The sequence below is a fragment of the Cryobacterium sp. SO2 genome, assembly GCF_026151165.2.
Classification (GTDB): Bacteria; Actinomycetota; Actinomycetes; order Actinomycetales; family Microbacteriaceae; genus Cryobacterium.
On record NZ_CP117849.1, the window covers coordinates 703962 to 726671 of the forward strand.

The following is a 22710-nucleotide window of genomic DNA, read 5'->3' on the forward strand; positions in this document are numbered from 1 at the left end:
AAAGCGATTGCACCATGACGATCTCCGAAGACCTCGACGCCGCGGTCACCGACCACACCACCGATTCCAGCACGGATGCCCGACTCAGCGCCCTGCTGGACCGGCTCACCCTCGAGGAGAAGGTGCTGCTGCTCACCGGCCGCGACTTCTGGACCACTGCGCCGATCGAGAAGATCGGCCTGCGCCGCATCCTCGTCTCCGACGGCCCGAGCGGTGTGCGCGGCGAGGTCTGGGACGAACGGTCGCCGTCGCTGAACCTGCCGTCGTCGACGGCGCTCGGCGCCGCCTGGGACCCGGATATCGCCCGCCGGTACGGCAATGTCGCCGCCGTCGAGGCCCGCCGCAAGGGCGTGGACGTGGTGCTCGGCCCGACCATCAACCTGCACCGCTCCCCGCTGGGCGGCCGGCACTTCGAGGCGTTCAGCGAAGATCCGCATCTCACCGCCAAGCTCGCCGCCGCCTACGTGGCCGGCGTGCAGGAGAACGGCGTGGGCGCCACCCCCAAGCACTACATCGCCAACGACTTCGAAACCGACCGGTTCACCGCCAACGTGGTCGTCGACGACCGCGCGCTGCGGGAGCTCTACCTGCTCGCCTTCGAAGAGGCTGTCACCGAGGCGCACGCCTGGCTGGTGATGAGCTCCTACAACTCCGTCAACGGCGCCACCGTCACCGAGAACGATCTGCTCGAGACCCCGCTCAACTCCGAATGGGGCTTCGACGGTGTGGTGATCAGTGACTGGACCGCCGTACGCAGCGTGAACAGCGCCCGCTACTCGCAAGACCTCGTCATGCCGGGCCCGGCCGGCCCCTGGGGCGAGGCCCTCGTGGCCGCTGTCACCGCCGGCGAGGTGGACGAAGCCGCGATCGACCGCAAGGTGCTGCGCATCCTGCGGCTGGCCGCCCGGGTGGGCGCGCTCGAAGGCTTCGAGCCGGCCGTCGCCGCGCCCGTGGTCGTCGAAGACGGCATCCGCTTCGCCAAGGAAGCCGAGGTCGCCGGCAGCGTGCTCGTGGCCAACACCGGGGAGCTGCCCTGGCAGGCCGAGACGCTCACGAAGGTGGCCGTGATCGGGCACAACGCCCGGTTCGCCCGCACCCAGGGCGGCGGCAGCGCCACCGTGCTGCCCGAGCGCGTGATCACCCCGCTGGACGGCCTCATCGCCGCGCTGCCGAACGCCTCGGTGTCCTACTCGGTGGGCGCCGTCGTGCAGGAGGGCATCGCCGAACTGCCGCTGACCAGCATCGTTAACCCGCAGACCGGTGAGCCCGGCGCCCGGGTGCGTTTTCTGGACGCCGACGGCGGCGAACTGTTCGTGGAGGACCGCCGCGCCACCGCGCTGGTCTGGTTCGGCGGCGACGCCCCGATCGCGGAGTCGAAGGTGCTGGAGTTCAGCACCCGCTACACGCCCGAGGCCACCGGCGAGATCCTGCTCGGCTTCGCCAGCGCCGGCAACGGCCGCATCATCGTGAACGGTGCCCTGCTGCACGAGGAGACCGTCGTTCCCGAGGGCACCGACCTCGGCGCCGCGTTCCTGTCCCCGCCGTCGGCCTCCGTTGCCGTGCAGGTGACCGAGGGCGTGCCCATCGAGCTCGTCGTCGAGTACGACATCGCGCCGGAGGGCGCCCTGATGGGCGCGCTGTCGATCACCATCGGCATCGAACCCGACCTCTCCAGCCCGGATGCGCTCATCGCCGAGGCCGTCGCCGCCGCGGCCGCCGCCGACGTGGTGGTGCTCGTTGTGGGCACCAACTCCAAGGTGGAGTCCGAGGGCTACGACCGCTCCGACCTCGACCTGCCCGGCCGGCAGGACGACCTCGTGCGCGCCGTGGCCGCGGTCAACCCGCGCACCGTCGTGGTCGTCAACTCCGGCTCGCCCGTGCTGATGCCGTGGCGCGATGATGTCGCCGCGATCCTGCTTAGCTGGTTCGGCGGCCAGGAGTACGGCGACGCCGTCGCCGCCATGCTGCTCGGCGAGGCCGAGCCGGGCGGGCGCCTGCCCACCACCTGGCCGGCGACGCTCGACGACGTGCCCGTGTTCAACGTCACCCCGGAGGACGGGGTCGTGCGCTACGACGAGGGCATCCACATCGGCTACCGTGCCTGGCTCAAGGCCGGCACCGCACCGGCCTACGAGTTCGGTCACGGCCTGGGCTACACCACCTGGACGCTCGACGGCGTGACCGTGGACGAAGCCGCGTTGCCGGCCGTGGGCGCCACCAGCGTGTCGGTGAGCCTGACCAACACGGGTGACCGCGCCGGCAAGCAGGTCGTGCAGGTCTACGCGTCCCGCGCCGACTCCTCGATCGACCGCCCGGTGCGCTGGCTGGTGGGCTTCGCGCCCGTGACCGCGGCCGCCGGCGAGAGCGTGAGCGTGGACATCCGCGTGCCCGAACGGGCCTTCGCCGACTGGCAGGACGGCTGGCACTACGAAACCGGCCGGTACCTCTTCGAGGTGGGCACCAGCGTGAGCAACCTGCCCCTGTCCGTGCCCGTCACCCTGAACTGAGCGGAACGATCATGACCGACACAGTGCAGAACGACACCGCCCAGACCGACTTCGCGCCGCCCGCACCGGCCGACAACGCTTGGCCTAACCCGCTCGTCGCCGGCTTCTACCCCGACCCCAGCGTGGTCAAGGTGGGCGGGGACTACTACCTCGCCAACTCCACCTTCGAGTACCTGCCCGGCATCCCGATCTTCCACAGCACCGACCTGGTCGACTGGACCCAGATCGGCCACGTGGTGGAGCGTCCCGGCCAGCTGGCGTCGGCGCACGTGCCCACGCTCGGCGGCGCCTGGGCGCCCACCATCCGGCACCGCGACGGCATCTTCTACGTGGTGGTGACGGATGCGATGGGCCGCGGCATGCTCATCTTCAGTGCCACCGACCCGGCCGGCCCGTGGAGCGACGGCACCCTCATCCAGGGCATCCACGGCATTGACACCGACCTCGCCTGGGACGAGAACGGCCTCGCGTACATCACCTACTCCGGCCTGGACGTGACCAGCGGCGAGCTGCCCACCGGGCACAAGGGCATCCTGCAGTTCACCGTGGACCTGGAGACCGGCGTGCCGTTGTCGCAGCCGGTCTCGGTGTGGTCGGGCACCGGGCTGAAGTTCCCCGAGGCGCCGCACCTCTACCAGCACGGCGAGTACTGGTACCTGATGATCGCCGAGGGCGGCACCGAACGCGGCCACGGCATCAGCGTGGCCCGCGGCGCGCGACCGAACGGCCCGTTCACCGAGGGAGCGGCGGCGGGCGGCCCGGCCAACCCGATCCTCTCCGCCCGCAGCACCAACCGACCGATTCAGAACACCGGACACGGCGACCTCGTCGAGACGCCCGACGGCGGCTGGGCGATCGTGATGCTCGGCATGCGGCCCACCGGCATGACCCAGGCGTTCTCCGCGCTGGGCCGGGAGACCTTCATCACCAGTGCCCGCTGGGAGAACGGTTGGCTGGCCGCCGACCCGGTGCTGCTGAACCCGAGGCCGGGCGAGACCGTGTTCGCGGATGACTTCGCCGGCGAGACGCTCGCGCCGGAGTGGCTCGCCGTGCGCCGCTACCCGGCCGAGGTGTCGACGCTCGCCGCCGGGCCTGGCGATGCCGGCGCGGATGCCCCGGGCGGTTCGGCCGTCGCGGACGCCGCATCCGCCCCCGGCCGGCTCGTGCTGACCGGCGAGGGCAGCACCCTCGACGCCGAGCAGCCCGTGCTCGTGGGCGTGCGGCAACGCAACCCGTGGTCGAGCACCTCGGTGCGGGTTGGCGGTGTCGCCGGCAGCGGCACCGGACTCGGCGGCCTGGGCGTGCGCTACGACGAGGAACACCACTACGAGATCGAGGTGGGCAACGGCGTCGTGACGGCGCGGGCCTGCGTCGCGGGCATCCGCCAGGAGTGGACGGTGCCGCTGGCCCCGCAGCACCTGGTGGACGGCGCCGTGACCCTGGGTTTGGACACCGTGCCGCCGGATGCGTCGTCGATGCTGTCCGGCCTCACCAGCGACATCGTGGTGCTCAGCGTTGGCGCCGGCGCCGACCGGGTGGAACTCGCCCGGGTGGACGGCCGCTACCTCTCCCAGGAGACCGCGGCCTCGTTCACCGGCCGGGTGCTCTGCCTGTACGCGGTCACCGGCGAGGTCTCCTTCGCCGCCTTCCGCTACGCCGGCACGGAGTAACAGATCCGCGAGCCGTGAGTTGGGCCCCAAAAACTCCAGTTTTTCGGGGCCCAACTCACGGCTCGCGCGCGTAATCGCACCCGCTTACGCCCGACCCCACGCGCTCGCGCCCGCATCCGCCCACGCCTAACTGTTCCCCGTGCGGACAATTGCGCCCGGCGTACCGGACGCAGAAGTCCGCACGGGTAACAGGTGCGTCGGGTGCGGGCCCCTAGGGGCCCGTCCCCGGCCCCGGCGACGGGTCTCTCGCCCGCCCCGCACATCCCGCGAGCCGTGAGCTGAGCCCCGAAAACTCGCGTTTTTTGGGGCCCAACTCACGGCTCGCGGATGCTCACGGCTCGCGCGTTGAGGTGCTCCAGGAGGGACTCCACCCGGGCCACACCGGCCGGGGGCATCATGATCAGCGACGTGCCCAGCGGCGAGTTGCTCTTCCAACGGCCGCCGGTGGTCCAGCCCAGGCCGATGAAGTAGCCCAGCTCGGCGAACAACCCCTGCAGGGCGGATGCCGCGTCGGCGTCGGTGATGATCTCCGACAGCGAGGTCTGCATGTTCAGCAGCGCCGGGGCGGCGGTCGCCACGAGCGCGGCCACATCGGTGACCCACTCGTGCGCACCGGAGCCCACCTCCTCGGTCTCGGTCCCTCCCGGCAGCCGCACCACCGCGGTGGTGTTCGGCGGCACCGACACGGCCAGCGCGAAGGTGCTGCCGGTGAGGGTCCAGTCCACGGTGACTGGGCCGTAGCCGGTGTCGAGCGAGGCGGACGCACTGGTGAGTCCGCCGCCGAGCACCGGCGCCACCAACACCACGCGCGAGCCGGGCTCGCCGGTGGCGATGCCGCCGATGGCGCGGTGCATCCAGTCGGCGACCGCGCCGAGGGCGTAGTGGTTGAACGAGGTCATCTCGCCGGGGTTGATGCTGCCGTCCGGCAGCATGCTGTCCCAGCGCTCCCAGATGGTGGTGGCGCCCATCGACACCGGGTACAACCACGACGGGCAGCCCTCCTCGAGCAGCAGCCGGTACGCCACGTCGCTCTGGCCGCCCAGGCACAGCGCGTCGCAGATCAGCGGGGTGCCCACGAAGCCGGTGCCGATGCGGTAGCCGTGCGAGCGCACCAGCTCGGCCAGCCGGGTGCCCGCCTTCTCGATCAGCGCCGGGTCGGTGAGCAGGCCGAAGCCGATCGCCAGGGCGTACGCGGTGTGGGCGTCGGAGAGCATCCGCCCGGCCGGGGTGACGTATTCGGCCACGAATGCGGCGCGGATGTCCTCGGCCAGCCCGGCGTACCGGGCCGCGTCGGCGTCGTGGCCGAGCACCTCCGCGGCGGCGGCGAGCCGGCTGGTGGAGCGGAAGAAGTACGCCGTGGCGACGATGTCGGGGTCGGTCTTGGCCGCGGCCGGGTTCTCCGGCGGGGCGCTCGGGTCGAGCCAGTCGCCGAACTGGAACCCGCCGCTCCACAGGTGATCGGGGCCGGCCAGCCCGTCGACCACATCGACCCAGGCGCGCATGCTTTCGTATTGGCTGGCCAGCGCGGCCCGGTCGCCGTAGCGCGCGAAGAGCGCATCCGGCACCAGCGTGGCGGCGTCGCCCCAGGCGGCGGCGGCCATCGGCGTCATCGGCAGCGGGTTGGGCACCACGAACGGCACCACCCCGCCGGCCCGGCGCTGGTCGGCGTCCACGTCGCGCAGCCAGGAGCCGAGGAATCCGGCCACGTCATAGAGGTAGCTCGCGGTGGGCGTGAACACCTGGATATCGCCGGTCCAGCCGAGCCGTTCGTCGCGTTGCGGGCAGTCGGTGGGCAGGCTGAGGAAGTTGCCGCGCATGCCCCAGACCACGTTCTGGTGCAGCTGGTTGAGCAGCGGGTTGCTGGTCTGCAGGTGCCCGGTGCGCACCATGTCGTTGTGCACGACCACCGCGCGGATGTGCTCCGGCCGCAGGTCGCCGGGCCAGTCGGTAACCTCCGCGTAGCGGAAGCCGTGGAAGGTGAAGGCGGGGCTCCAGACGCGCGGGCCATCGCCGTCGCCGGTGAAGTGGTCGGTGGCCTCGGCGAACCGCAGCGGCCGCACGCCGAGCTCGCCGTTCTCGAGCACCTCCGCGTGCCGCAGGGTCACGGTGTGCCCGGCGGGTGCATCCACGGTGAGCTCGAGCCAGCCGACCAGGTTCTGGCCGAAGTCGAGCAGGGTCGCCCCGCTCGGGCTGGTGCTGATCTGCTGCACGGCCAGGTGTTCGATCCGGCGCACCGGCGGAGCGAACGACGGGGTGAGCCGGACCGGGTTCGCGATGTCCGTACCGAGCACGGTGACGGGCAGCGGATGCGGCAGCGCCGTCCCCGGGTCCACCAGCGCGGCATCGTCCAGCCGGGCGTCGAAGCTCTCGCCGGGGTAGATGCCCGCGCGGGTGACCGGGCCGGTGTCGCTGGCGGTCCAGGTGTCATCGGTGAGAACCGTCTCGACCCGGCCGTCGGCGTACTCCAGCCGCAGCTGCAGCGACAGCGCCCGGGGCCCGGGGTAGCCCTGCTGGAAGTTGCCGTCGAAGCCGAACCGTTCGCGATACCAGCCGTCGGCCACGGTGGCGCCGAGCACGTTCGCGCCCTCCGTGAGCAGCCCGGTCACGTCGTAGGACTGGAAGGTGAGCCTGTCGTCGTAGCTGGTCCAGCCGGGGGTGAGCACCTCGTCGCCGACGACCTGGCCGTTGATCACCGCCTGGTAGATGCCGTGCGCGGTGGCCGAGAGCACGGCGGAGACCAGGCCGGGGCCGGTCTCGACGAGGGTGCGGAACCGGGTGCTGCCGCGGTCCTCTGGATCGGTGGTTTCCGATGTGGCCGCGATGAAGGGCGCGGTCCAGTCGGCGGGGGAGAGCGGTCCGGTGCGCAGCTCCAGCCACGGGCTGAACTCCGAGACCGACCCGTCGGTTCCGGTCACCCGCACCCGCACCGCGGTCGACGTGTAGGGGCCGAGCGGCTCGGCCGGCCAGGGCTGGTGCTGGGAGTGCACGGTTTGCCGGCGCTCGCCGCGGATGGTCGACCCGAGCCGGGTTTCCAGCTCGTAGGAGTGTTGCAGCCAGCCCGGCGCATCCGTCTCGATCTGCCAGGACAGGGTGGGCGAGCCCGTCGCGAGGAAGTCGGGCCGGCCACGGCCCTCCGCCCAGAACGCGGTGACGGTGACGGGAAACGCGGCGGGCTGAGGCATGAATCTCTCCATTGAGACGGTGGCGCAGGGGCAGAGCAGACGCGGGAACAACGGGCACCGGATGCGGCGCCCGAACACCCTAAAACCATATAGTCATTCGGTATTTGTTTTCTAGTGCCGGAACCTATTCTCGTGGCGCACCCTGTTCATGGTGGCGCAGGTTCTACCCTGCGCCACCAGACATATCCTGCGCCACGAGGCCCTACGACGCTCAGTGCCCGTCGACGTCCGAGTCCACGCCCACACCGGGGCCCTGGTCGAGGGTCGCGATCGCTGCGAGGTCGTCGGCGTCGAGGCTGAAGTCGAAGATGTCCAGGTTCTCTTGCAGCCGGGTGGCACTCGCCGACTTCGGGATCGCCACCAGGCCCAGCTCCAGGTGCCAGCGCAGCACGACCTGGCCGGGGGTCTTGCCGTGCTTTGCGGCCAGCCCGCTGATCAGCGGCTCGGCGAGCAGGGTGTTGCCCTGGCCGAGCGGGCTCCACGAGGTGGTGACGATGCCGTGCGCCGAGTCGTAGGCGCGCTGCTCGGCGCGAGGGATGTATGGGCTGATCTGGATCTGGTTCACGGCCGGCACGATGTCGGTCTCGGCGCGCAACCTGTCCAGGTGCGCCGGCGTGAAGTTCGAGACGCCGATCGACCGGGCCTTGCCGGCGGCGAGCAGCTTCTCGAAGGTGCGCCAGGTAGACACGTAGAGATCGCGCGCGGGCACCGGCCAGTGGATGAGGAGCAGGTCTACATAATCCAGGCCGAGCCGGCCGAGCGAGGCATCCAGCCCCGCGATCGCCCTGTCGTCACCCTGGTAGACGCCGTCGAGCTTGGTCGTGACGAAGAGTTCCTCACGCGGCAGTCCGCAGTCCCGCACGCCCTGCCCCACCCCGGTTTCGTTGCCGTACTTCACGGCCGTGTCGATGTGCCGATAGCCCAGCTCCACCGCGGTCACGATCACCGGGGCCACCGCGGCGTCGGTGAGCGGCCAGGTGCCCATGCCCAACTGGGGAATGCTGTGGCCGTTGTTGAGGGCCAATTCGGGTACAGACATGGTGTGCCTTCCTAGGCTGGTCCGCGAAGCAATCCAGTCATGTTATCCGGCGACGATGCGGTCCCGTCGTTGAGGGCGAGCGTCATGAAGACGCTGTGCGGGTCGAGGGTGTAGTCGGCGAACGGCGGGCAGTCGGTGAAACCGTGCCGGGCGTAGAGCCGGCGGGCCGGCGTGAAGAACTCCTCGCTGCCGGTTTCGAGGAACAGCTGCTCCAGCCGGCGCTCGCGGGCCTCATCCATGACCTGGGTGAGGAGAAGCGTGGCGACGCCACGGCCCCGCGCGGCGGGCGTGGTGCGCATCGACTTGATCTCACCCTGCTCGCCGGTCAGCAGTTTCAGCGCGCCACAACCCAGCAGCGCGCCGTCCTCGCGGGCCGTCCAAAAGCTGATCTCCGGCGCGGACAACGCCGAATGGTCCAGCGCGTGCACGCTCTCGGCCGGTGAGGTGGCGAACATGTCGGCCAGGTGCTCGTCCAGGAGGAGTCGCACATCCTCCCGCATGGGGTCGTCGCGTTCGATGAGAATCATGGCGATCAATTTACCGGCCGGGCGGCGACGGCGCACACTCGCCCCGACGCCGAGGGCAGTCGCGGCCCGGGTTTATCCCGGCGGCGCGTGTTGCAACGAGTGCCGCCGGGACGAACGCGTGCCGCGAGCGGCCAAGGTCACGGCGCCGGCGGCAACCCGGCGGCGATGGCCTGCAGTGCGGCGACGTGGATGCGCATGGCGGCGACGGCGCACCCCGCGGTCTACGTCAAACGCAGTAGAACAGCTGATCCCTCTGAACGATTCGGCCCTCTGTCGCCGACGTCACACTCGGAATTACAGTTTCCCGCACATCTGAGGAGTAGTAATGTCCAGGTTTCTTGCACAGATCGGCCGGTTTAGCGCCCGGCACCGATTGGTCGTGATCGGGGCCTGGCTCTTGATCTTCGCCACCCTCATCGGAGCGCTGGTGGTCGGCAGCAACAACGGTTCGACCGACGAGGCGACCACCTCCATCCCTGACTCGCCCGCGTCGCAGGCGCTCGAGCGGATGAACGACGAGTTTCCCGCCGCCGAAGCCACGGGCAGCACTCTCCAGCTGGTCTTCCAGCCCAGTGCCGGCACAGTGTCCGATCCCGCCGCCGCCGCCGAGATCGCCGGCGTTCTCAGCGACGCCGCCGACCTGCCCGGTGTCGAATCGGTGAGCGACCCGTTCGATCCGGCCCAGCCCTACATCTCGGCGGACCAGAGCATCGCCGTGGCGACTCTGGCCTACGGAGACCTGTCCGACGAGGACCAGGTCACCTTCTATGACGCGGCCCTGCAGCTGCAGGCCGACTCCGCGAGCGATCTGGGCGTCGAATTGGGCGGCAACCTCGTTCCGCTGGGCGCTCCGGCACCCGGTATCGGCGAGGGCGTCGGCGTGATTATCGCCTTCCTCGTGCTGATCCTCACCTTCGGTTCCATGCTGGCGGCCGGTGTCAACCTGCTGATCGCGGTGTTCGGGGTCGGCGTGAGCATGGTGGGTGTCATCGCCTATGGGCTGTTCTTCCCCATCGGTGAGAATGCCATCATTCTGGCGGCCATGCTCGGCCTGGCGGTGGGCATCGACTACACCCTGTTCATCCTGTCCCGCTTCCGCATCGAACTTCGTGGCGGAAAGAGCGTTGAGGATGCCGTCGCCCGCGCGAGCGGCACCGCAGGCACGGCCGTCGTGTTCGCCGGACTCACCGTGATCGTGGCCCTGGTGGCCCTGCTGGTGGCGAACCTCAGCTTCATCACCGAGATGGGTTTCGCCGCCGCCGCCGCGGTCGCCGTGTCCGTCCTGCTGGCGCTCACCCTGCTGCCGGCGATCCTGCGCACCATGGGCACCAAGGCGCTGTCGAAGAAGCAACGCCAGGACCTCGCCAACGGAGTCCTCTGGCAGGAAGGCGCCGTGCAGAAGCACGGGATCATGCGCGGCTGGGGAAGCTTCGTCGTGAACCGGCCGATCATCTCGGTCATCGCCGGCGTGGTCATCCTCGTCGTCGTCGCGCTGCCGTTCTTCAGCATGAAGACCGCGTTCAACGTGCCCGGCGGCTCGGACCCCAGCTCGACCGAGCGCACGGCGTACACCCTCATCGTCGACGAGTTCGGCGGCATCCAGAGCCCGCTCATCGTTCTCGCCGAGGGCGACGACATCGCCACGAAGACCGCCGGTCTCGAGGCCGACCTGGCCGCGCTCGACGGAGCGCAGACGGTGGTGCCGGCCGAAATCTCCGTCGACGGAACCATGGCCCGGATCATCATCATCCCCGCGGAAAGCCCCATCGACGAGCAGACCAAGGATCTGGTGCACAGCATCCGGGATGACGCAGATGCCGTGACCGGGGTACACCTCGAAGTGACCGGCGAGACGGCGATCGGCATCGACCAGGACGCAGCGCTGATGAGCGCCCTGATCAAGTACATCATCGTCATCGTCGTGATCTCGATGCTGCTGCTGATCGTGATGTTCCGCTCGCTCCTCATTCCCCTCATCGCCACACTGGGCTACCTGCTGTCCGTCGGCGCGTCGTTCGGTGCGAGCACCGCCGTCTTCCAGTGGGGCTGGCTGGATCCCTTCATCGCGGCCCCGCAGGGCGACCCGATGCTCAGCCTGCTGCCGCTGCTGCTGGTCGGGGTGCTGTTCGGCCTCGCCATGGACTACCAGGTGTTCCTGGTCTCCCGCATCAAGGAGATGCACGACAAGGGGATGCCGCCCAAGCAGGCCATCCGCGAAGGCTTTGCGCGTTCGGGCCCGGTGCTCGTGGCTGCCGCGACCATCATGACCGTCGTCTTCGGCGGCTTCGCCACCGGCACCTTCGCAATCGGCGCATCCATCGCGTTCGGTCTCATGGTCGGTGTGATGGCGGATGCCTTCATCGTGCGCCTGGTGCTCATGCCGGCGATGCTCAGCCTGCTCGGCGAATCGGCCTGGTGGCTGCCGAAGTGGCTGGACCGCATCATCCCGAACATTGACACCGAGGGCCACGCGCTCGATGCCGCCCCGGCTGCCGAGGAGAAGCCGACGCTCGTCGGCGTCTAGGTGCTGCCGAACAGGGGCCGTCGCCGGGAGGCGACGGCCCTCTTGTGGCTGTAATCATCGTCTCCGATGACAGGCGTTTATCAGGACACGGGCAGAAAAGGGCCCTAGCTCCAGTCCGTGCCTTGTGCAGCCCCGGGGAGAGGGCATCCATCTGGATCGGGTGCAGGCTAGATCGGCTCGATGAGCAGGCTGTTGATCAGGCGGCGGATGTCCTCAGCCATATCGACCTCGAGACCATTGAGCCAGAGGAGTTCGAGACCCTCGGTCGTGGCGAGGGTGAGGAGGGCTGCGTTGCGCGGGTCGACTCCGTCTCGCAGCCCGTTGACTGCGCCCACCTCCTCGAAGGCCAGGGTGACGGCGGCGGCGATGCGCTCGAAACGGTCGACGAAGTAGTCGTGCGCCGGATGATCGGGGTCGGTCGCCTCGGCGGACAGGATCGTGTAGAGCTGCACCACGCCGCGCAGCCCTGCCTGGGCGCGTGAGATTTCGACGAGGCTCGCGAGAAAATCCCGGCCGCTGCGCCCGTCGAGCAAGAGCTCAGCCCGGGTGTCGCGCTGCTCGAGGACGGCCTGCAGCAGGGCCAGTTTGCCGGCGAAGTGATGCACGACACCGGTCTGCGTCATGCCCACGGATCGGGCGATCTCGTTGACGGAGGTGGCCGAATAGCCGCTCTTGGCGAAGGTGGTGAAAGCTGCCTCGAGGATCTCAGCACGCCGTTCGACGCTCTTGCTGTACTCACCTCGGGGACCGGCCATGGTCGTCAGGTTATCAGCTTCTTGTGAAAATATGACACCCATAACATTTTTGTGTTAGCTTCTCCTCGTCGTCGCAAATCGAAGACAGCAGTTCAACGTAGAGCAGCCGCATCAGAGCGGACCATTAGGCAAGGAAGCCCCTATGACCCTCCCATCCCCATCCGCGAATCCCCGGGTATCCAGCACATCGAGCGTGGCCGTTTCGGCCTCGACCCTGAACGAGCTGACCCCGACAGCGTTACTGCGAGCGCAAATGCATCAGAGTCGCGGATTTGTCTTCTTCTTGGTGTTCGCGACGATCGGTGCCGGTGCGGCGCAGATGTCGGCCGTGCTGCTGACCCTCACCCTGAAGGCCACCGAGCTCAACGCCGACGGAGCCGCGACGATACTCGCGATCTCGAGCGGCATCGTCGGGCTGATCACGCTCGTCGCGCTGCCGGTCTTAGGTTCGATGAGCGACCGCTCACGGTCTCGATTCGGTCGCCGCCGCCCGTTCCTGGTTGCCGCCGCCGTCTTCTTCATTGTCGGCGGATTCCTGCTCGTGACGGCGACTACGGTGCCACTTTTCGTTCTCGCGCACGCCGTGATCAACCTCGGGTTCATCGCCACTGTCGTGACAGCGACGGCTCTTCTCGCCGATCAGATCCCCGCCAACAAGCGCGGGCCGGCCTCGGCCTTCGTGAGTCTCGGCACGCCGATGGGAGCCCTGTTGGGCACGGTGATCGCCCTGCCCTTCGGTGCGGACCTGGTGCCGCTGATCGGGATCCCCACCGCCATTGCCGTGATCGCGGTTCTCTTGCTCGCCGTCGTGCTGCGTGATCCCCAGTTCGAACAGCGTCGCGACCGCCGCAGTCTCGGTGAACTGCTCAGTGTCTTCTGGGTCAACCCGCTCAAGTTCCCCAGCTTCGCCTGGGTCTTCACCAGCCGGATGCTCGTGTTCTCCGGCGTTGCCGCACTCAACGGCTTCCAGGCGATCTACCTGCTGCAGAGCGTCGGCCTGGCGCCGGCCGAGCTGGGCGGCGCGATCCTGCTCACCGTCGTGGTGAACACCGGAATCTCCCTCGCTGTCGCCCCCGCCATCGGCCGGCTCAGCGATCGCCTCAACGTGCGTAAACCGTTCATTGTCGCGGCCGCGGTCATCCTCGGCGTCGGCCTCGTCCTGGCTTCGATGGCACCGAGTTTCGGCTGGTACCTGGCCGCCGCCGGTGTGGTGGCCCTCGGCCAGGGCGTCTACTTCGCCGTGGAGCTGGCGCTGGCCACGAGCGTGGTCCCCGACCCGGACAACCCGGCGAAAGACCTCGCGATCTTCAAGATCGCCGACAACCTGCCGGTGTCCTTCGTCTCGGCAGCGGCCCCATTCCTGCTGGCAATCGGCGTGGGTACCTCAGGCGGGCAGAACTTCGCGGCCCTCTTCATCACCGGCGCGGTCGCCGCGATCGTCGGCGGCCTCTCGATCCTCTTCGTGCGCGGCGCACGGTAGGGAGGCTGTGGGCCGCCCACCTGGCGGCCCACGCCCGGCACATCCAACGGACCTAGTCCAACGAAAGAAAGAAAGTTTCCCGAATGACATCTCAGTTCCCCGCAGACTTCCTCTGGGGCGTGGCGCAGGCCGGGCACCAGAACGAGGGTGACAACATCCACAGCGACATCTGGTTTCTGGAGAACACGGTGCCCTCGCTCTTTCAAGAGCGCAGCGGGCCCGGCTGCCGGGGCTATGAGCGGTGGCCGGACGATCTCGACATCGTCGCCGGCCTGGGTTTGAACGCCCTCCGCTTCTCGTTGGAGTGGGCGCGCATCGAGCCCGTGCGTGGTCAGGTGTCGGTCGACGCTCTCGACCACTACGAACGGGTGGTCGACGGATGCCTCCAGCGTGGGCTCGCGCCCATCGTCACGCTGAATCATTTCGCCGCGCCGAGCTGGTTCTCCGCAGCGGGCTCCTGGCTCGCGGATGACGCGGCGACGCTCTTCGCCGAACAGAGTGACCGGGTGATGGAGCGTTTCGGCGATCGCATCGCTGCCATTGTGACGCTCAACGAACCCAACCTCGAACAGCTGCTGCAGGCCGGCGGCAAGCTGCCTCCGCAGGCCGAGCAGCTGAAGGTCGACATGCTGGCCGCTGCGGCCCGCGCGGCCGGAACCGAGCGCTATTTCGCGTCGAACGTGCTGCCTGCCGACGCCCAGCAGGAGTTTCAGGAGGCGTTCACGGTCGCGCATCGCGCGGCGAAGGCAGCGGTCAAGGCGCGCCGCGCCGATGTGCCGGTGGGGGTGTCGATTGCGATCAGCGACGAAGTGGCCGTCGCCGGTGGCGAGAAGAGCCGTGACGCCCGGCGTGCCGCGGTCTATGACCACTGGCTCCGGGTAGCCCGGGACGACGACTTCATCGGGGTGCAGAACTACGAGCGCACCCTGCACGGACCCGACGGAGAGTTTCTGCCGGAGGGGCCGCGAAACGACATGGGGTCGGTGATTGCGCCCGGGTCGCTTGCTGGTGCGGTTCGCTATGCGCACGAAGTCTCCGGCGTGCCGGTGTTCGTCACCGAACACGGCATGCAGACAGACGACGACACGAAACGAGCCGCGTTCATTCCCGCCGCCCTCGACCTGCTGGCCGAGGAGATCGCCGCCGGCACGCCGGTGCTTGGCTACACGCACTGGACGCTGATGGACAACTTCGAGTGGATCTTCGGCTACGGCCCCAAGCTCGGACTGCTCTCCGTGGACCGGGAGACCTTCGAGCGCACACCCAAGCCCAGTGCAGCTGTCTACGCCGCCGCCGTGGCCGGGCACCGAGCCGGCGCGGCCTAGCGGAGACGATCGCGCGTCGGCCGGGAACTGGCCAGGGCACGTGAGTGGAGGTTCTCCTCAGGCAAGCACAGGCATCCGGTGCTACACCGGAACGGGCGGACCCCGTGCGCGTGTGCTGTGGGACCCGTCGTACTGATTCGATTCGTTGACCACCGGAAAGGAACAGAACCATGGCAACTTACAAGATCGGCTACCTGATCGGGAGCCTCGCTAGCGCCTCCATCAACCGCACCCTGTCGACGGCCCTGATCAAGCTGGCCCCGGCGGAGTTGGAGTTCACCGAGATCCCGATCCGGGACCTCCCGCTGTACAACTCGGACTACGACGCGGACTTCCCGGCGGCCGGCCGGGCACTGAAGGCGGCGATCGACGCTTCCGACGGCATCCTCTTCGTGTCGCCGGAGTACAACCGGTCCATCCCCGGCGCGCTGAAGAACGCCATCGACTGGGGGTCGCGGCCCTGGGGCACCAACTCCTTCGCCCGCAAGCCCACCGGCATCATCGGCGCCTCACCCGGCGGCATCGGCACGGCCGTGATGCAGTCCTCGATGCGCAGCGTGCTGAGCTTCCTCGACGCGCCGCAGCTGAACTCGCCCGAGGCGTACATCCAGTTCTCCGCCGACGTCTTCACCCCGGATGGCGAGGTCACCAACGAGGGCACCCGAACCTTCCTGCGGCACTACATGGAGGAGTATTCGGCCTTCGTGCAGCGGGTGCTCGCCGCGAACGCGCCCGGGCACATCGGCGACGACGACCCGGGCTCCCGCAAGTAGTCACACCCCGCCCGGGTGGTGTGCGTAACTCCTGCAGAATTCACCACCGCGCCCACGGAAGCCCGCAATCACCCGGGCAGAGTCACGGTCGAGAGCAAAATTGCAGGAGTTATGCCTCCACGGGCGGGCTACTGGTCGGCGTGGGACTCGAGGAAGTTGTAGACCTCGGTGTCGTCGACACCGGGGAAGGTGCCGCTGGGCAGCGGGGAGAGCACGTGCGCGTGCAGCCGGGCGCTCGGCCAGGCCTGCCCGGCCCAGCGGGCGGCGACCGCGCCCGAGGGGCGCCGGCAGCAGGACTCGTCGGGGCAGCGGGACACCGCCCGCTGCGTGGTCTCCCGGCCGCGGAACCACTTGGCTTGCGCGAACGGGGCGCCGACGCTGATCGAGAATTCGCCATCCGCGGTGGTGCCGGTCTGGGTGGCGCACCAGAACGTGCCGGCCGGGGTGTCGGTGTACTGGTAGAACTCGGTGGTGCGGTTGGTGTGCGTGAAGGCGCTGCGGGCGCTCCACTGCTTGCAGACCAGTTGGCCCTCGATCGAGCCGGTCACATCGGCCGGCAGCGGCAGGCCGTCGTTCTCGTAGCCCTTCTGCAGGGCGCCGTCGCCGGAGACCCGGAGGAAGTGCACGGTCATGTCCAGGTGTTCGGTGGCCAGGTTGGTCAGCCGCAGCGCCGCGGCCTCGTGGGTGACCCCGAACGCGTCGCGCAGGTCCTCCACCGAGAGCACCCGCTCGCGTTTGGCCGTCTGCAGAAAGCTGCGGGTCGCGTCCAGAGGCATCAGGCAGCAGGCGGCGAAGTAGTTGATCTCCAACCGCTGCCAGAGGAACTCTGCGTAGCTGGCGGGGCGCTCGTGCCCGAGCAGCCGGTGCCCCATCGCCTGCAGCGCCATCGAGCGCAGCCCGTGCCCGCCGGGGATCGACGCCGGCGGCAGGTAGATGCGGTGGTTGGCCAGGTCGGTCACCGACCGGGTGGAGTTCGGCAGGTCGTTCACGTAGAGCAGGGTGAAGCCCAGCTGCTCGGCCATCACGCTCACCTCGCGGTGGGTGAGCGCGCCGGAGACGTGCCCGGATGCCCGCACGCGCTCTTCGGCGAGCTTCTCGATGTCGGGCATGTAGTTGCCGCGCTCACGCATCCGCTCGCGTAGCTCGGTATTGGCCCGGCGGGCCTCCTCCGGGGTGGCGATGGCCTCGCTGGCGCGGCGGGCCAGCTCCCGGTGCAGGCCGACGAGCGACTCGATCGCCGGCAGCGGCATGCCGCGGGTCACCTTCACTTGAGGCAGGCCGAGCGCGCCGTAGAGCGGGTTCTTCTGCGCCCGGGCCAGCTCGATCTCCAGCGCCGCGCGGATGTTCGGCGCCTCGCCGCTGAGCAGCTCCGCCAGCGGAACGCCCAGCGCCTGCGCCAGCTGCTGCAGCGTGGAGAGCTTGGGCTCGCGCCGGCCGTTCTCGATCAGGGAGAGCTGGCTGGCCGCCAGGCCCACCTGCTCGCCGAGCTGGTCGAGGGTGAGCGCGCGCTCGCCGCGAAAATGACGGATGCGATGACCCAGGGTGACGAGGTCGGAGGCCGGCGTTGGCATTCCTTAAGCATACGTAAAGAACGACGTTTCTTAACGCTTGTTTTTCCGTCCAGGACCCGGAATCGGTCGCATTGTTAATGAACAGGACGAAATTAGCGCTCCTGCCCCCGACTTCCCGCCCCGTCCGCACCTGAGGAAGGCCAGACAATGACCGTCACGCACCCCACCCGCAGCGACATCCGCACCCACGCCGCCCACGCGACCCAGACCACGGCCGCCCCCGTGTACGGCGCGCCCACCGGCACCACCGACCCCGCCCTGCAGGCCTGGGTCGACGAGATCGCCCGCCTCACCCGGCCGGATGCCGTCGTCTGGTGCACCGGGACCGCCCAGGAGGCCGACGTGCTGTCGAAGCAGCTCGTCGCCGAGGGCAAACTCATCCGGCTCAACCCGGAGTGGCGTCCGAACAGCTTCCTCGCCCGCACCAGTCCGAATGACGTGGCGCGGGTGGAGGACCGCACCTTCATCTGCTCCACCCACCGCGATGACGCCGGCCCCACCAACAACTGGGCAGAGCCCGGCCGGATGCGCGCCGAGCTCGGCGCCGTTTTCGACGGCAGCATGCGCGGCCGCACCATGTACGTCGTGCCGTTCTCGATGGGCCCGCTCGGCGGCCCCATCTCCCAGCTCGGCGTTGAGCTCACCGACTCGCCCTACGTCGTGCTCAACATGGGCATCATGACGCGGATGGGCGCCGCCGTGTTGCGCCTGATCGAGGCCGGCACCCCGTGGGTGCGCACGGTGCACAGCGTGGGCTTCCCGCTGGTGAACTCCGCGGGCATCCGCCGGGCCGACGTCACCTGGCCCAGCAACGACACCAAGTACATCGTGCAGTTCCCCGAAGACCGTGAGGTCTGGTCGTTCGGCTCCGGCTACGGCGGCAACGCGTTGCTGTCGAAGAAGTCGTTCGCGCTGCGGATCGCCTCGGTGATGGCCCGCGACGAGGGCTGGCTGGCCGAGCACATGCTGCTCATCAAGGTCACCTCGCCCGAGGGCGGCACCTACCACGTGGCCGCCGCGTTCCCCTCGGCCTGCGGCAAGACCAACCTGTCGATGCTGCAGCCCACCATCCCCGGCTGGAGCGTGGAGACCATCGGCGACGACATCGCCTGGCTCCGCCCCGGCGACGACGGCCGGCTCTGGGCGATCAACCCGGAGGCCGGGTTCTTCGGCGTCGCCCCCGGCACCGGCGAGACCACCAACCCCACCGCCGTGCAGACGGTGTGGGGCAACACCATCTTCACCAATGTCGCCCTTCGCGACGACGGCGACGTCTGGTGGGAGGGCCTCACCGACACCCCGCCGGCGCACCTCACCGACTGGGAGGGCAACTCCTGGACGCCGGACAGCGGCCGCCCGGCCGCACACCCCAACTCCCGATTCACCGTGCCGGCGGCGCAGTGCCCGTCGATCGCCGACAGCTGGGAAGATATCGGGGGAGTGCCGATCGACGCGATCATGTTCGGCGGCCGCCGCGCCACCAACGTGCCGCTGGTCGCCGAGGCTCGCAGCTGGAAGCACGGCGTCTTCATGGGCGCCACCATCTCCTCGGAGAAGACCGCCGCCGCCGAGGGCACCGTAGGGGAGCTGCGCCGCGACCCGTTCGCGATGCTGCCGTTCTGCGGCTACAACATGGCCGATTACTGGGCGCACTGGCTGCGCGTCGGCCGGGGCCTGGGCAGTAAGGCGCCCGCGATCTTCCAGGTCAACTGGTTCCGCAAGGGCGAGGACGGCAGCTTCCTCTGGCCCGGTTTCGGTGAGAACTCCCGGGTGCTCGAGTGGATCATCCGCCGGGTCGAAGGCTCAGCCGACGCCGTCGACACCCCGATCGGGCGGATGCCGGTGGCCGGCGACCTCAACGTGGACGGCCTCGACGTAAGCGAGGAGGCCCTCGACCAGCTGTTCCGCATCGATCCGGCCTCCTGGCTGGCCGAGTGCGATCTCACCGAGGCGTTCTTCGGCCGGTTCGGCGGCCGGGTGCCGCCCGCCCTGCAGTCCGAGCTCGCCAGCCTGCGCTACCACCTCGCCCCGTAGCCCGCGCCGCGCCGCGCCCCGCACCCCGTCGATCCGTCACCCCCGCCCGCGGATCGGGCTAAGGTGCCCGCGAAGCGGAGGCGATCATGCATCACAACGAACGACTGCACGACGAGCGACTCGAGCGGGTGCTGCGGGAGCGGCTGCTGCCCGCCGTGTACCGGGCCCGGCATCCGCTCGAGGTCGCCGGGTGGTCGGCGGATGCGGCGGTGACCGACCCGCCCGTCCCCTTCGACGAGGCCGTGCGCCAGACCTTCTCCCCGAGCGGCCCCGGCGCCGGCTGGGGAGCCCCGTGGGGCACCACCTGGTTGCACATCACCGGCGATGTGCCCGCGGAGTGGACCGGCGTGCCCGGCACCGAGCCTGAGGTGGTCATCGATCTCGGCTTCACCGCCGCGATCCCGGGCTTCCAGGCGGAGGGACTCGTGTATGCCGCTGACGGCATGGTGATCAAGGGGCTGCAGTCCCGCAACCGCTGGGTGCCGGTGCGGGCCGGGACCCCGGCCGACGATGGCACCTCCCCGGCCGCGGTGGCCACCAGCCCCGGCGGCCTGATCGACCTCTATGTGGAGGCCGCGTCGAACCCCGACCTCGTGCACGACTTCGGCTTCGCCCCCACCGCCCTCGGCGACCCGGCCACCCTCGGCCCCGGCCCGCTCTACACCCTGGGCCGGGTGGATGTGACGCTGCGGGACCTGACGGTGTGGAACCTCGTGCAGGACATCCGGGCCCTCGACGGGCTGCAGGGCGAGCTTCCCGCCGCATCCACCCGCCGGGCGCAGCTGCGCGCCGGCCTGGAACGCTGCCTGGACCGGCTCGACCCCGACGATGTGGCCGACACCGCGGCCGCGGCCCGAGCGGAGCTGGCGCCGCTGCTGGACCATCCGGCGTCGACCAGCGCCCACCATGTGCACGCCGTCGGGCACGCCCACATCGACAGCGCCTGGCTCTGGCCGCTGCGGGAGACCCCGCGGAAGGTGGCCCGCACCCTGGCGAACGTGCTCGCCCTGGGGGAGGAGAACCCCGATTTCCACTTCGCCATGTCGTCGGCGCAGCAGTTCGCCTGGGTCAAGGAGCACGACCCGCGACTCTTCGAGCGGGTGCGCGCGGCCGTCGCGGCGGGCATTATCGTGCCGGTGGGCGGCATGTGGGTGGAATCCGACACCAACCTGCCCGGCGGTGAGGCCCTGGTGCGGCAGTTCGTCGCCGGCCAGCGGTTCTTCCGGGCGGAGTTCGGCCTCGAACCGGGCGAGGTGTGGCTGCCCGACTCGTTCGGCTACTCGGCGGCGTTCCCGCAGATCGCCCGGCTGGCCGGGATGCGCTGGTTCCTCACCCAGAAGCTCTCCTGGAGCGACACCAACGTGTTCCCGCACCACACCTTCCTCTGGGAGGGCATCGACGGCAGCCGCATCTTCACCCACTTCCCGCCCGTCGCCGATTACAACGCCGAACTGACCGCCGCCGAACTTGCCCGCGCCGAACGCCTGTTCGCCGAGAAGGCGCACGCCACGGTGTCGCTCGTGCCGTTCGGCTGGGGCGACGGCGGGGGAGGCCCCACCCGGGAGATGCTCGCGGCCGCCCGCCGCAGCCGCGACCTTGAGGGCTCGCCCACCGTGGAACTGTCCACCCCGCAGCGGTTCTTCCAGGCGGCCGAGGCGGAGCATCCGTCGCCGCCGGTGTGGTCGGGCGAGCTGTACCTCGAGTTCCACCGGGGCACGTACACCTCGCAGGCCCGCACCAAACGCGGCAACCGGCGCAGCGAACACCTGCTGCGCGAGGCCGAGCTGTGGGCCGCGACGGCCGCCGTGCGCACCGGGGCGCCCTATCCGTACGACGTGCTGGAGCGGGCCTGGCAGAGTGTGCTGCTGCTGCAGTTCCACGACATCCTGCCGGGTACCTCGATCGCCTGGGTGCACCAGGAGGCCGAGCGCCGGCACGCCCACACCGCACACGCCCTAACCGGCGTCATCGACGAGGCGGTGCGCGCCATCGCGGGCGTGGGCGTGCGCCGGCTGCGGCTGAACGCCGGCCCGTATGCGGCGGATGGCGTGCCCGCGCTGGGTGCGGACGCCGACGGTGCCCTCGCCCAGCCTGGCTATGCCGCCGCCCTGATCGAACGCACCGCGGCCGGCATCGTGCTGCGCAACGACCGCCTCGCGGTCACCATCGACGCCGACGGGCTCATCTCCTCGCTGCGGGACGTGCTCGCCGGCCGCGAGCTCATCCCTGCCGGCAGCCGGGGCAACCTGCTGCAACTGCACCGCGACACCCCCACCCGCTGGGATGCCTGGGACATCGACGCGTCACACCGGCGCACGGTGACGAACCTCACCGCCGCCGACACCGTGGAGGTGAGCGTGCAGAGCGACGAACTCGTGGGCGTGCGGGTGGTGCGCACATTTGGGCGCTCCCGGGTGGAGCAGCACCTCATTCTGCGGGCCGGATCGCCCACCCTCGACCTGCGCTTGGTGATCGACTGGCACGAACGGCAGAAGCTGCTGCGGCTGGTGTTCCCGCTCGACGTGCTCGCCGAGCGGGCGGCGTCCGAGATCCAGTTCGGGCATGTATTCCGCCCCACGCATGCGAACACCACCTGGGATGCGGCCCGGTTCGAGACCGTCGCGCACCGCTGGGTGCACGTGGGCGAGCCCGGCTATGGGGTGGCGGTGGCGAACGACTCCACCTACGGGCACGCCATCGACCGCACCCTGCCGGTCGACCCTTCCGGCGCACCTTCGGTCGTGGCCGGCGCCGACCGCACCGGCACCACCGTGCGGCTCAGCCTGCTGCGCGCCCCGCTCTACCCCGACCCCGGCGCCGACCAGGGCCGGCACGAACTGCGGGTGTCGGTGCGCCCTGGCGCCGGCATCGCCGACGCCGTGGCCGAGGGCTACCGGCTCAACCTGCCGGTGCGCACCGTCACCGGGGTGGCCGCCTCGAGCATCGAACCCCTGCTGCGCGTCGACAATCCGGCCGTGGTGGTGGAGGCGATCAAGCTGGCCGAGGACCACAGCGGCGACCTCATCGTGCGGCTCTACGAGGCGCACGGCAACCGGTCGACGGCGCGGCTCATCCGGCACTTCGAGGCCACGGATGTGGTCGAGACCGACCTGCTCGAACGCCCGCTGGCCGCACCCCGCGCCGACCTCGCCGCCGGGCGGCCTCCGGCGGAGGAGTCCGCGGTGCCGGGCCCGACCGAGGCGTCGCGGGAACTCGTCCTCACGCTGCGTCCTTTCGAGATCGTCACGCTGCGCTTTCGCCGCCCCTAGTTCGCGGTGGGGAGAGGTACTCGCGAAAGCGGTCAAACGGTTGCCACGCGGGCA

At 69.8% G+C, this 22710-nt stretch carries 13 protein-coding genes; 8 read left to right on the forward strand and 5 right to left on the reverse strand.

Features of this window, described 5'->3' with window-relative positions:
• Nucleotides 1-14: 14 nt before the first annotated feature.
• Nucleotides 15-2507, forward strand: a complete 2493-nt coding sequence (locus BJQ94_RS03230) for a glycoside hydrolase family 3 C-terminal domain-containing protein (RefSeq protein WP_265399399.1) — start codon at nt 15-17, stop codon at nt 2505-2507.
• Between the two features lie 11 nt (nt 2508-2518).
• Nucleotides 2519-4177 carry a glycoside hydrolase family 43 protein gene (locus BJQ94_RS03235; RefSeq protein WP_265399398.1) on the forward strand — a complete coding sequence of 553 codons (1659 nt, stop codon included), beginning with the start codon at nt 2519-2521 and terminating at the stop codon, nt 4175-4177.
• A gap of 314 nt (nt 4178-4491) precedes the next feature.
• On the opposite strand, the gene BJQ94_RS03240 is transcribed toward BJQ94_RS03235, so the two are convergent.
• From BJQ94_RS03240 to BJQ94_RS03250, 3 genes are all read right to left on the reverse strand, one after another.
• Nucleotides 4492-7359 carry an alpha-L-rhamnosidase gene (locus BJQ94_RS03240; protein ID WP_265399397.1) on the reverse strand — a complete coding sequence of 956 codons (2868 nt, stop codon included), beginning with the start codon at nt 7357-7359 and terminating at the stop codon, nt 4492-4494.
• A gap of 211 nt (nt 7360-7570) precedes the next feature.
• Entirely contained in the window at nt 7571-8398 is an 828-nt protein-coding gene (locus BJQ94_RS03245; RefSeq protein WP_265399396.1) for an aldo/keto reductase, read from the reverse strand.
• 11 nt (nt 8399-8409) lie between these two features.
• The gene (locus BJQ94_RS03250; RefSeq protein WP_265399395.1) at nt 8410-8925 is read right to left on the reverse strand and encodes a GNAT family N-acetyltransferase; all 516 of its coding nucleotides are present in this window, start codon (nt 8923-8925) and stop codon (nt 8410-8412) included.
• Between the two features lie 325 nt (nt 8926-9250).
• Here BJQ94_RS03250 and BJQ94_RS03255 point away from each other — a divergent pair, with 325 nt between their 5' ends.
• Nucleotides 9251-11449: an MMPL family transporter gene (locus BJQ94_RS03255; RefSeq protein WP_265399394.1), complete on the forward strand. Its 2199-nt coding sequence runs from the start codon at nt 9251-9253 to the stop codon at nt 11447-11449.
• A 167-nt stretch (nt 11450-11616) separates the two neighbouring features.
• On the opposite strand, the gene BJQ94_RS03260 is transcribed toward BJQ94_RS03255, so the two are convergent.
• Nucleotides 11617-12204 (reverse strand): TetR/AcrR family transcriptional regulator, encoded by a 588-nt coding sequence (locus tag BJQ94_RS03260; protein ID WP_265399393.1) that lies wholly within the window; start codon nt 12202-12204, stop codon nt 11617-11619.
• Nucleotides 12205-12457: 253 nt separating this feature from the next.
• Between BJQ94_RS03260 and BJQ94_RS03265 the strand changes: the two genes are divergently transcribed.
• From BJQ94_RS03265 to BJQ94_RS03275, 3 genes are all read left to right on the forward strand, one after another.
• Entirely contained in the window at nt 12458-13684 is a 1227-nt protein-coding gene (locus BJQ94_RS03265) for an MFS transporter (RefSeq protein WP_275875553.1), read from the forward strand.
• A gap of 83 nt (nt 13685-13767) precedes the next feature.
• Nucleotides 13768-15009, forward strand: coding sequence for a family 1 glycosylhydrolase (locus BJQ94_RS03270; RefSeq protein WP_265399392.1), 1242 nt, complete (start codon nt 13768-13770; stop codon nt 15007-15009).
• 170 nt (nt 15010-15179) lie between these two features.
• The gene (locus tag BJQ94_RS03275; protein WP_265399391.1) at nt 15180-15782 is read left to right on the forward strand and encodes an NADPH-dependent FMN reductase; all 603 of its coding nucleotides are present in this window, start codon (nt 15180-15182) and stop codon (nt 15780-15782) included.
• Nucleotides 15783-15910: 128 nt separating this feature from the next.
• On the opposite strand, the gene BJQ94_RS03280 is transcribed toward BJQ94_RS03275, so the two are convergent.
• Entirely contained in the window at nt 15911-17353 is a 1443-nt protein-coding gene (locus BJQ94_RS03280; RefSeq protein WP_265399390.1) for an XRE family transcriptional regulator, read from the reverse strand.
• Nucleotides 17354-17500: 147 nt separating this feature from the next.
• Between BJQ94_RS03280 and BJQ94_RS03285 the strand changes: the two genes are divergently transcribed.
• Nucleotides 17501-19387, forward strand: a complete 1887-nt coding sequence (locus tag BJQ94_RS03285; RefSeq protein WP_265399389.1) for a phosphoenolpyruvate carboxykinase (GTP) — start codon at nt 17501-17503, stop codon at nt 19385-19387.
• An 86-nt stretch (nt 19388-19473) separates the two neighbouring features.
• On the forward strand, nt 19474-22656 hold the full coding sequence (locus BJQ94_RS03290; RefSeq protein WP_265399388.1) for a glycoside hydrolase family 38 C-terminal domain-containing protein: 3183 nt from the start codon (nt 19474-19476) through the stop codon (nt 22654-22656).
• Nucleotides 22657-22710: the final 54 nt, after the last annotated feature.

Excerpts from the sequence above, each read along its gene's own strand:
- BJQ94_RS03230 (WP_265399399.1), top strand. The coding sequence starts at position 15 with ATGACGATCTCCGAAGACCTCGACGCCGCGGTCACCGACCACACCACC.
- BJQ94_RS03235 (WP_265399398.1), top strand. The coding sequence starts at position 2,519 with ATGACCGACACAGTGCAGAACGACACCGCCCAGACCGACTTCGCGCCG.
- BJQ94_RS03240 (WP_265399397.1), bottom strand. The coding sequence starts at position 7,359 with ATGCCTCAGCCCGCCGCGTTTCCCGTCACCGTCACCGCGTTCTGGGCG.
- BJQ94_RS03245 (WP_265399396.1), bottom strand. The coding sequence starts at position 8,398 with ATGTCTGTACCCGAATTGGCCCTCAACAACGGCCACAGCATTCCCCAG.
- BJQ94_RS03250 (WP_265399395.1), bottom strand. The coding sequence starts at position 8,925 with ATGATTCTCATCGAACGCGACGACCCCATGCGGGAGGATGTGCGACTC.
- BJQ94_RS03255 (WP_265399394.1), top strand. The coding sequence starts at position 9,251 with ATGTCCAGGTTTCTTGCACAGATCGGCCGGTTTAGCGCCCGGCACCGA.
- BJQ94_RS03260 (WP_265399393.1), bottom strand. The coding sequence starts at position 12,204 with ATGGCCGGTCCCCGAGGTGAGTACAGCAAGAGCGTCGAACGGCGTGCT.
- BJQ94_RS03265 (WP_275875553.1), top strand. The coding sequence starts at position 12,458 with ATGCATCAGAGTCGCGGATTTGTCTTCTTCTTGGTGTTCGCGACGATC.
- BJQ94_RS03270 (WP_265399392.1), top strand. The coding sequence starts at position 13,768 with ATGACATCTCAGTTCCCCGCAGACTTCCTCTGGGGCGTGGCGCAGGCC.
- BJQ94_RS03275 (WP_265399391.1), top strand. The coding sequence starts at position 15,180 with ATGGCAACTTACAAGATCGGCTACCTGATCGGGAGCCTCGCTAGCGCC.
- BJQ94_RS03280 (WP_265399390.1), bottom strand. The coding sequence starts at position 17,353 with ATGCCAACGCCGGCCTCCGACCTCGTCACCCTGGGTCATCGCATCCGT.
- BJQ94_RS03285 (WP_265399389.1), top strand. The coding sequence starts at position 17,501 with ATGACCGTCACGCACCCCACCCGCAGCGACATCCGCACCCACGCCGCC.
- BJQ94_RS03290 (WP_265399388.1), top strand. The coding sequence starts at position 19,474 with ATGCATCACAACGAACGACTGCACGACGAGCGACTCGAGCGGGTGCTG.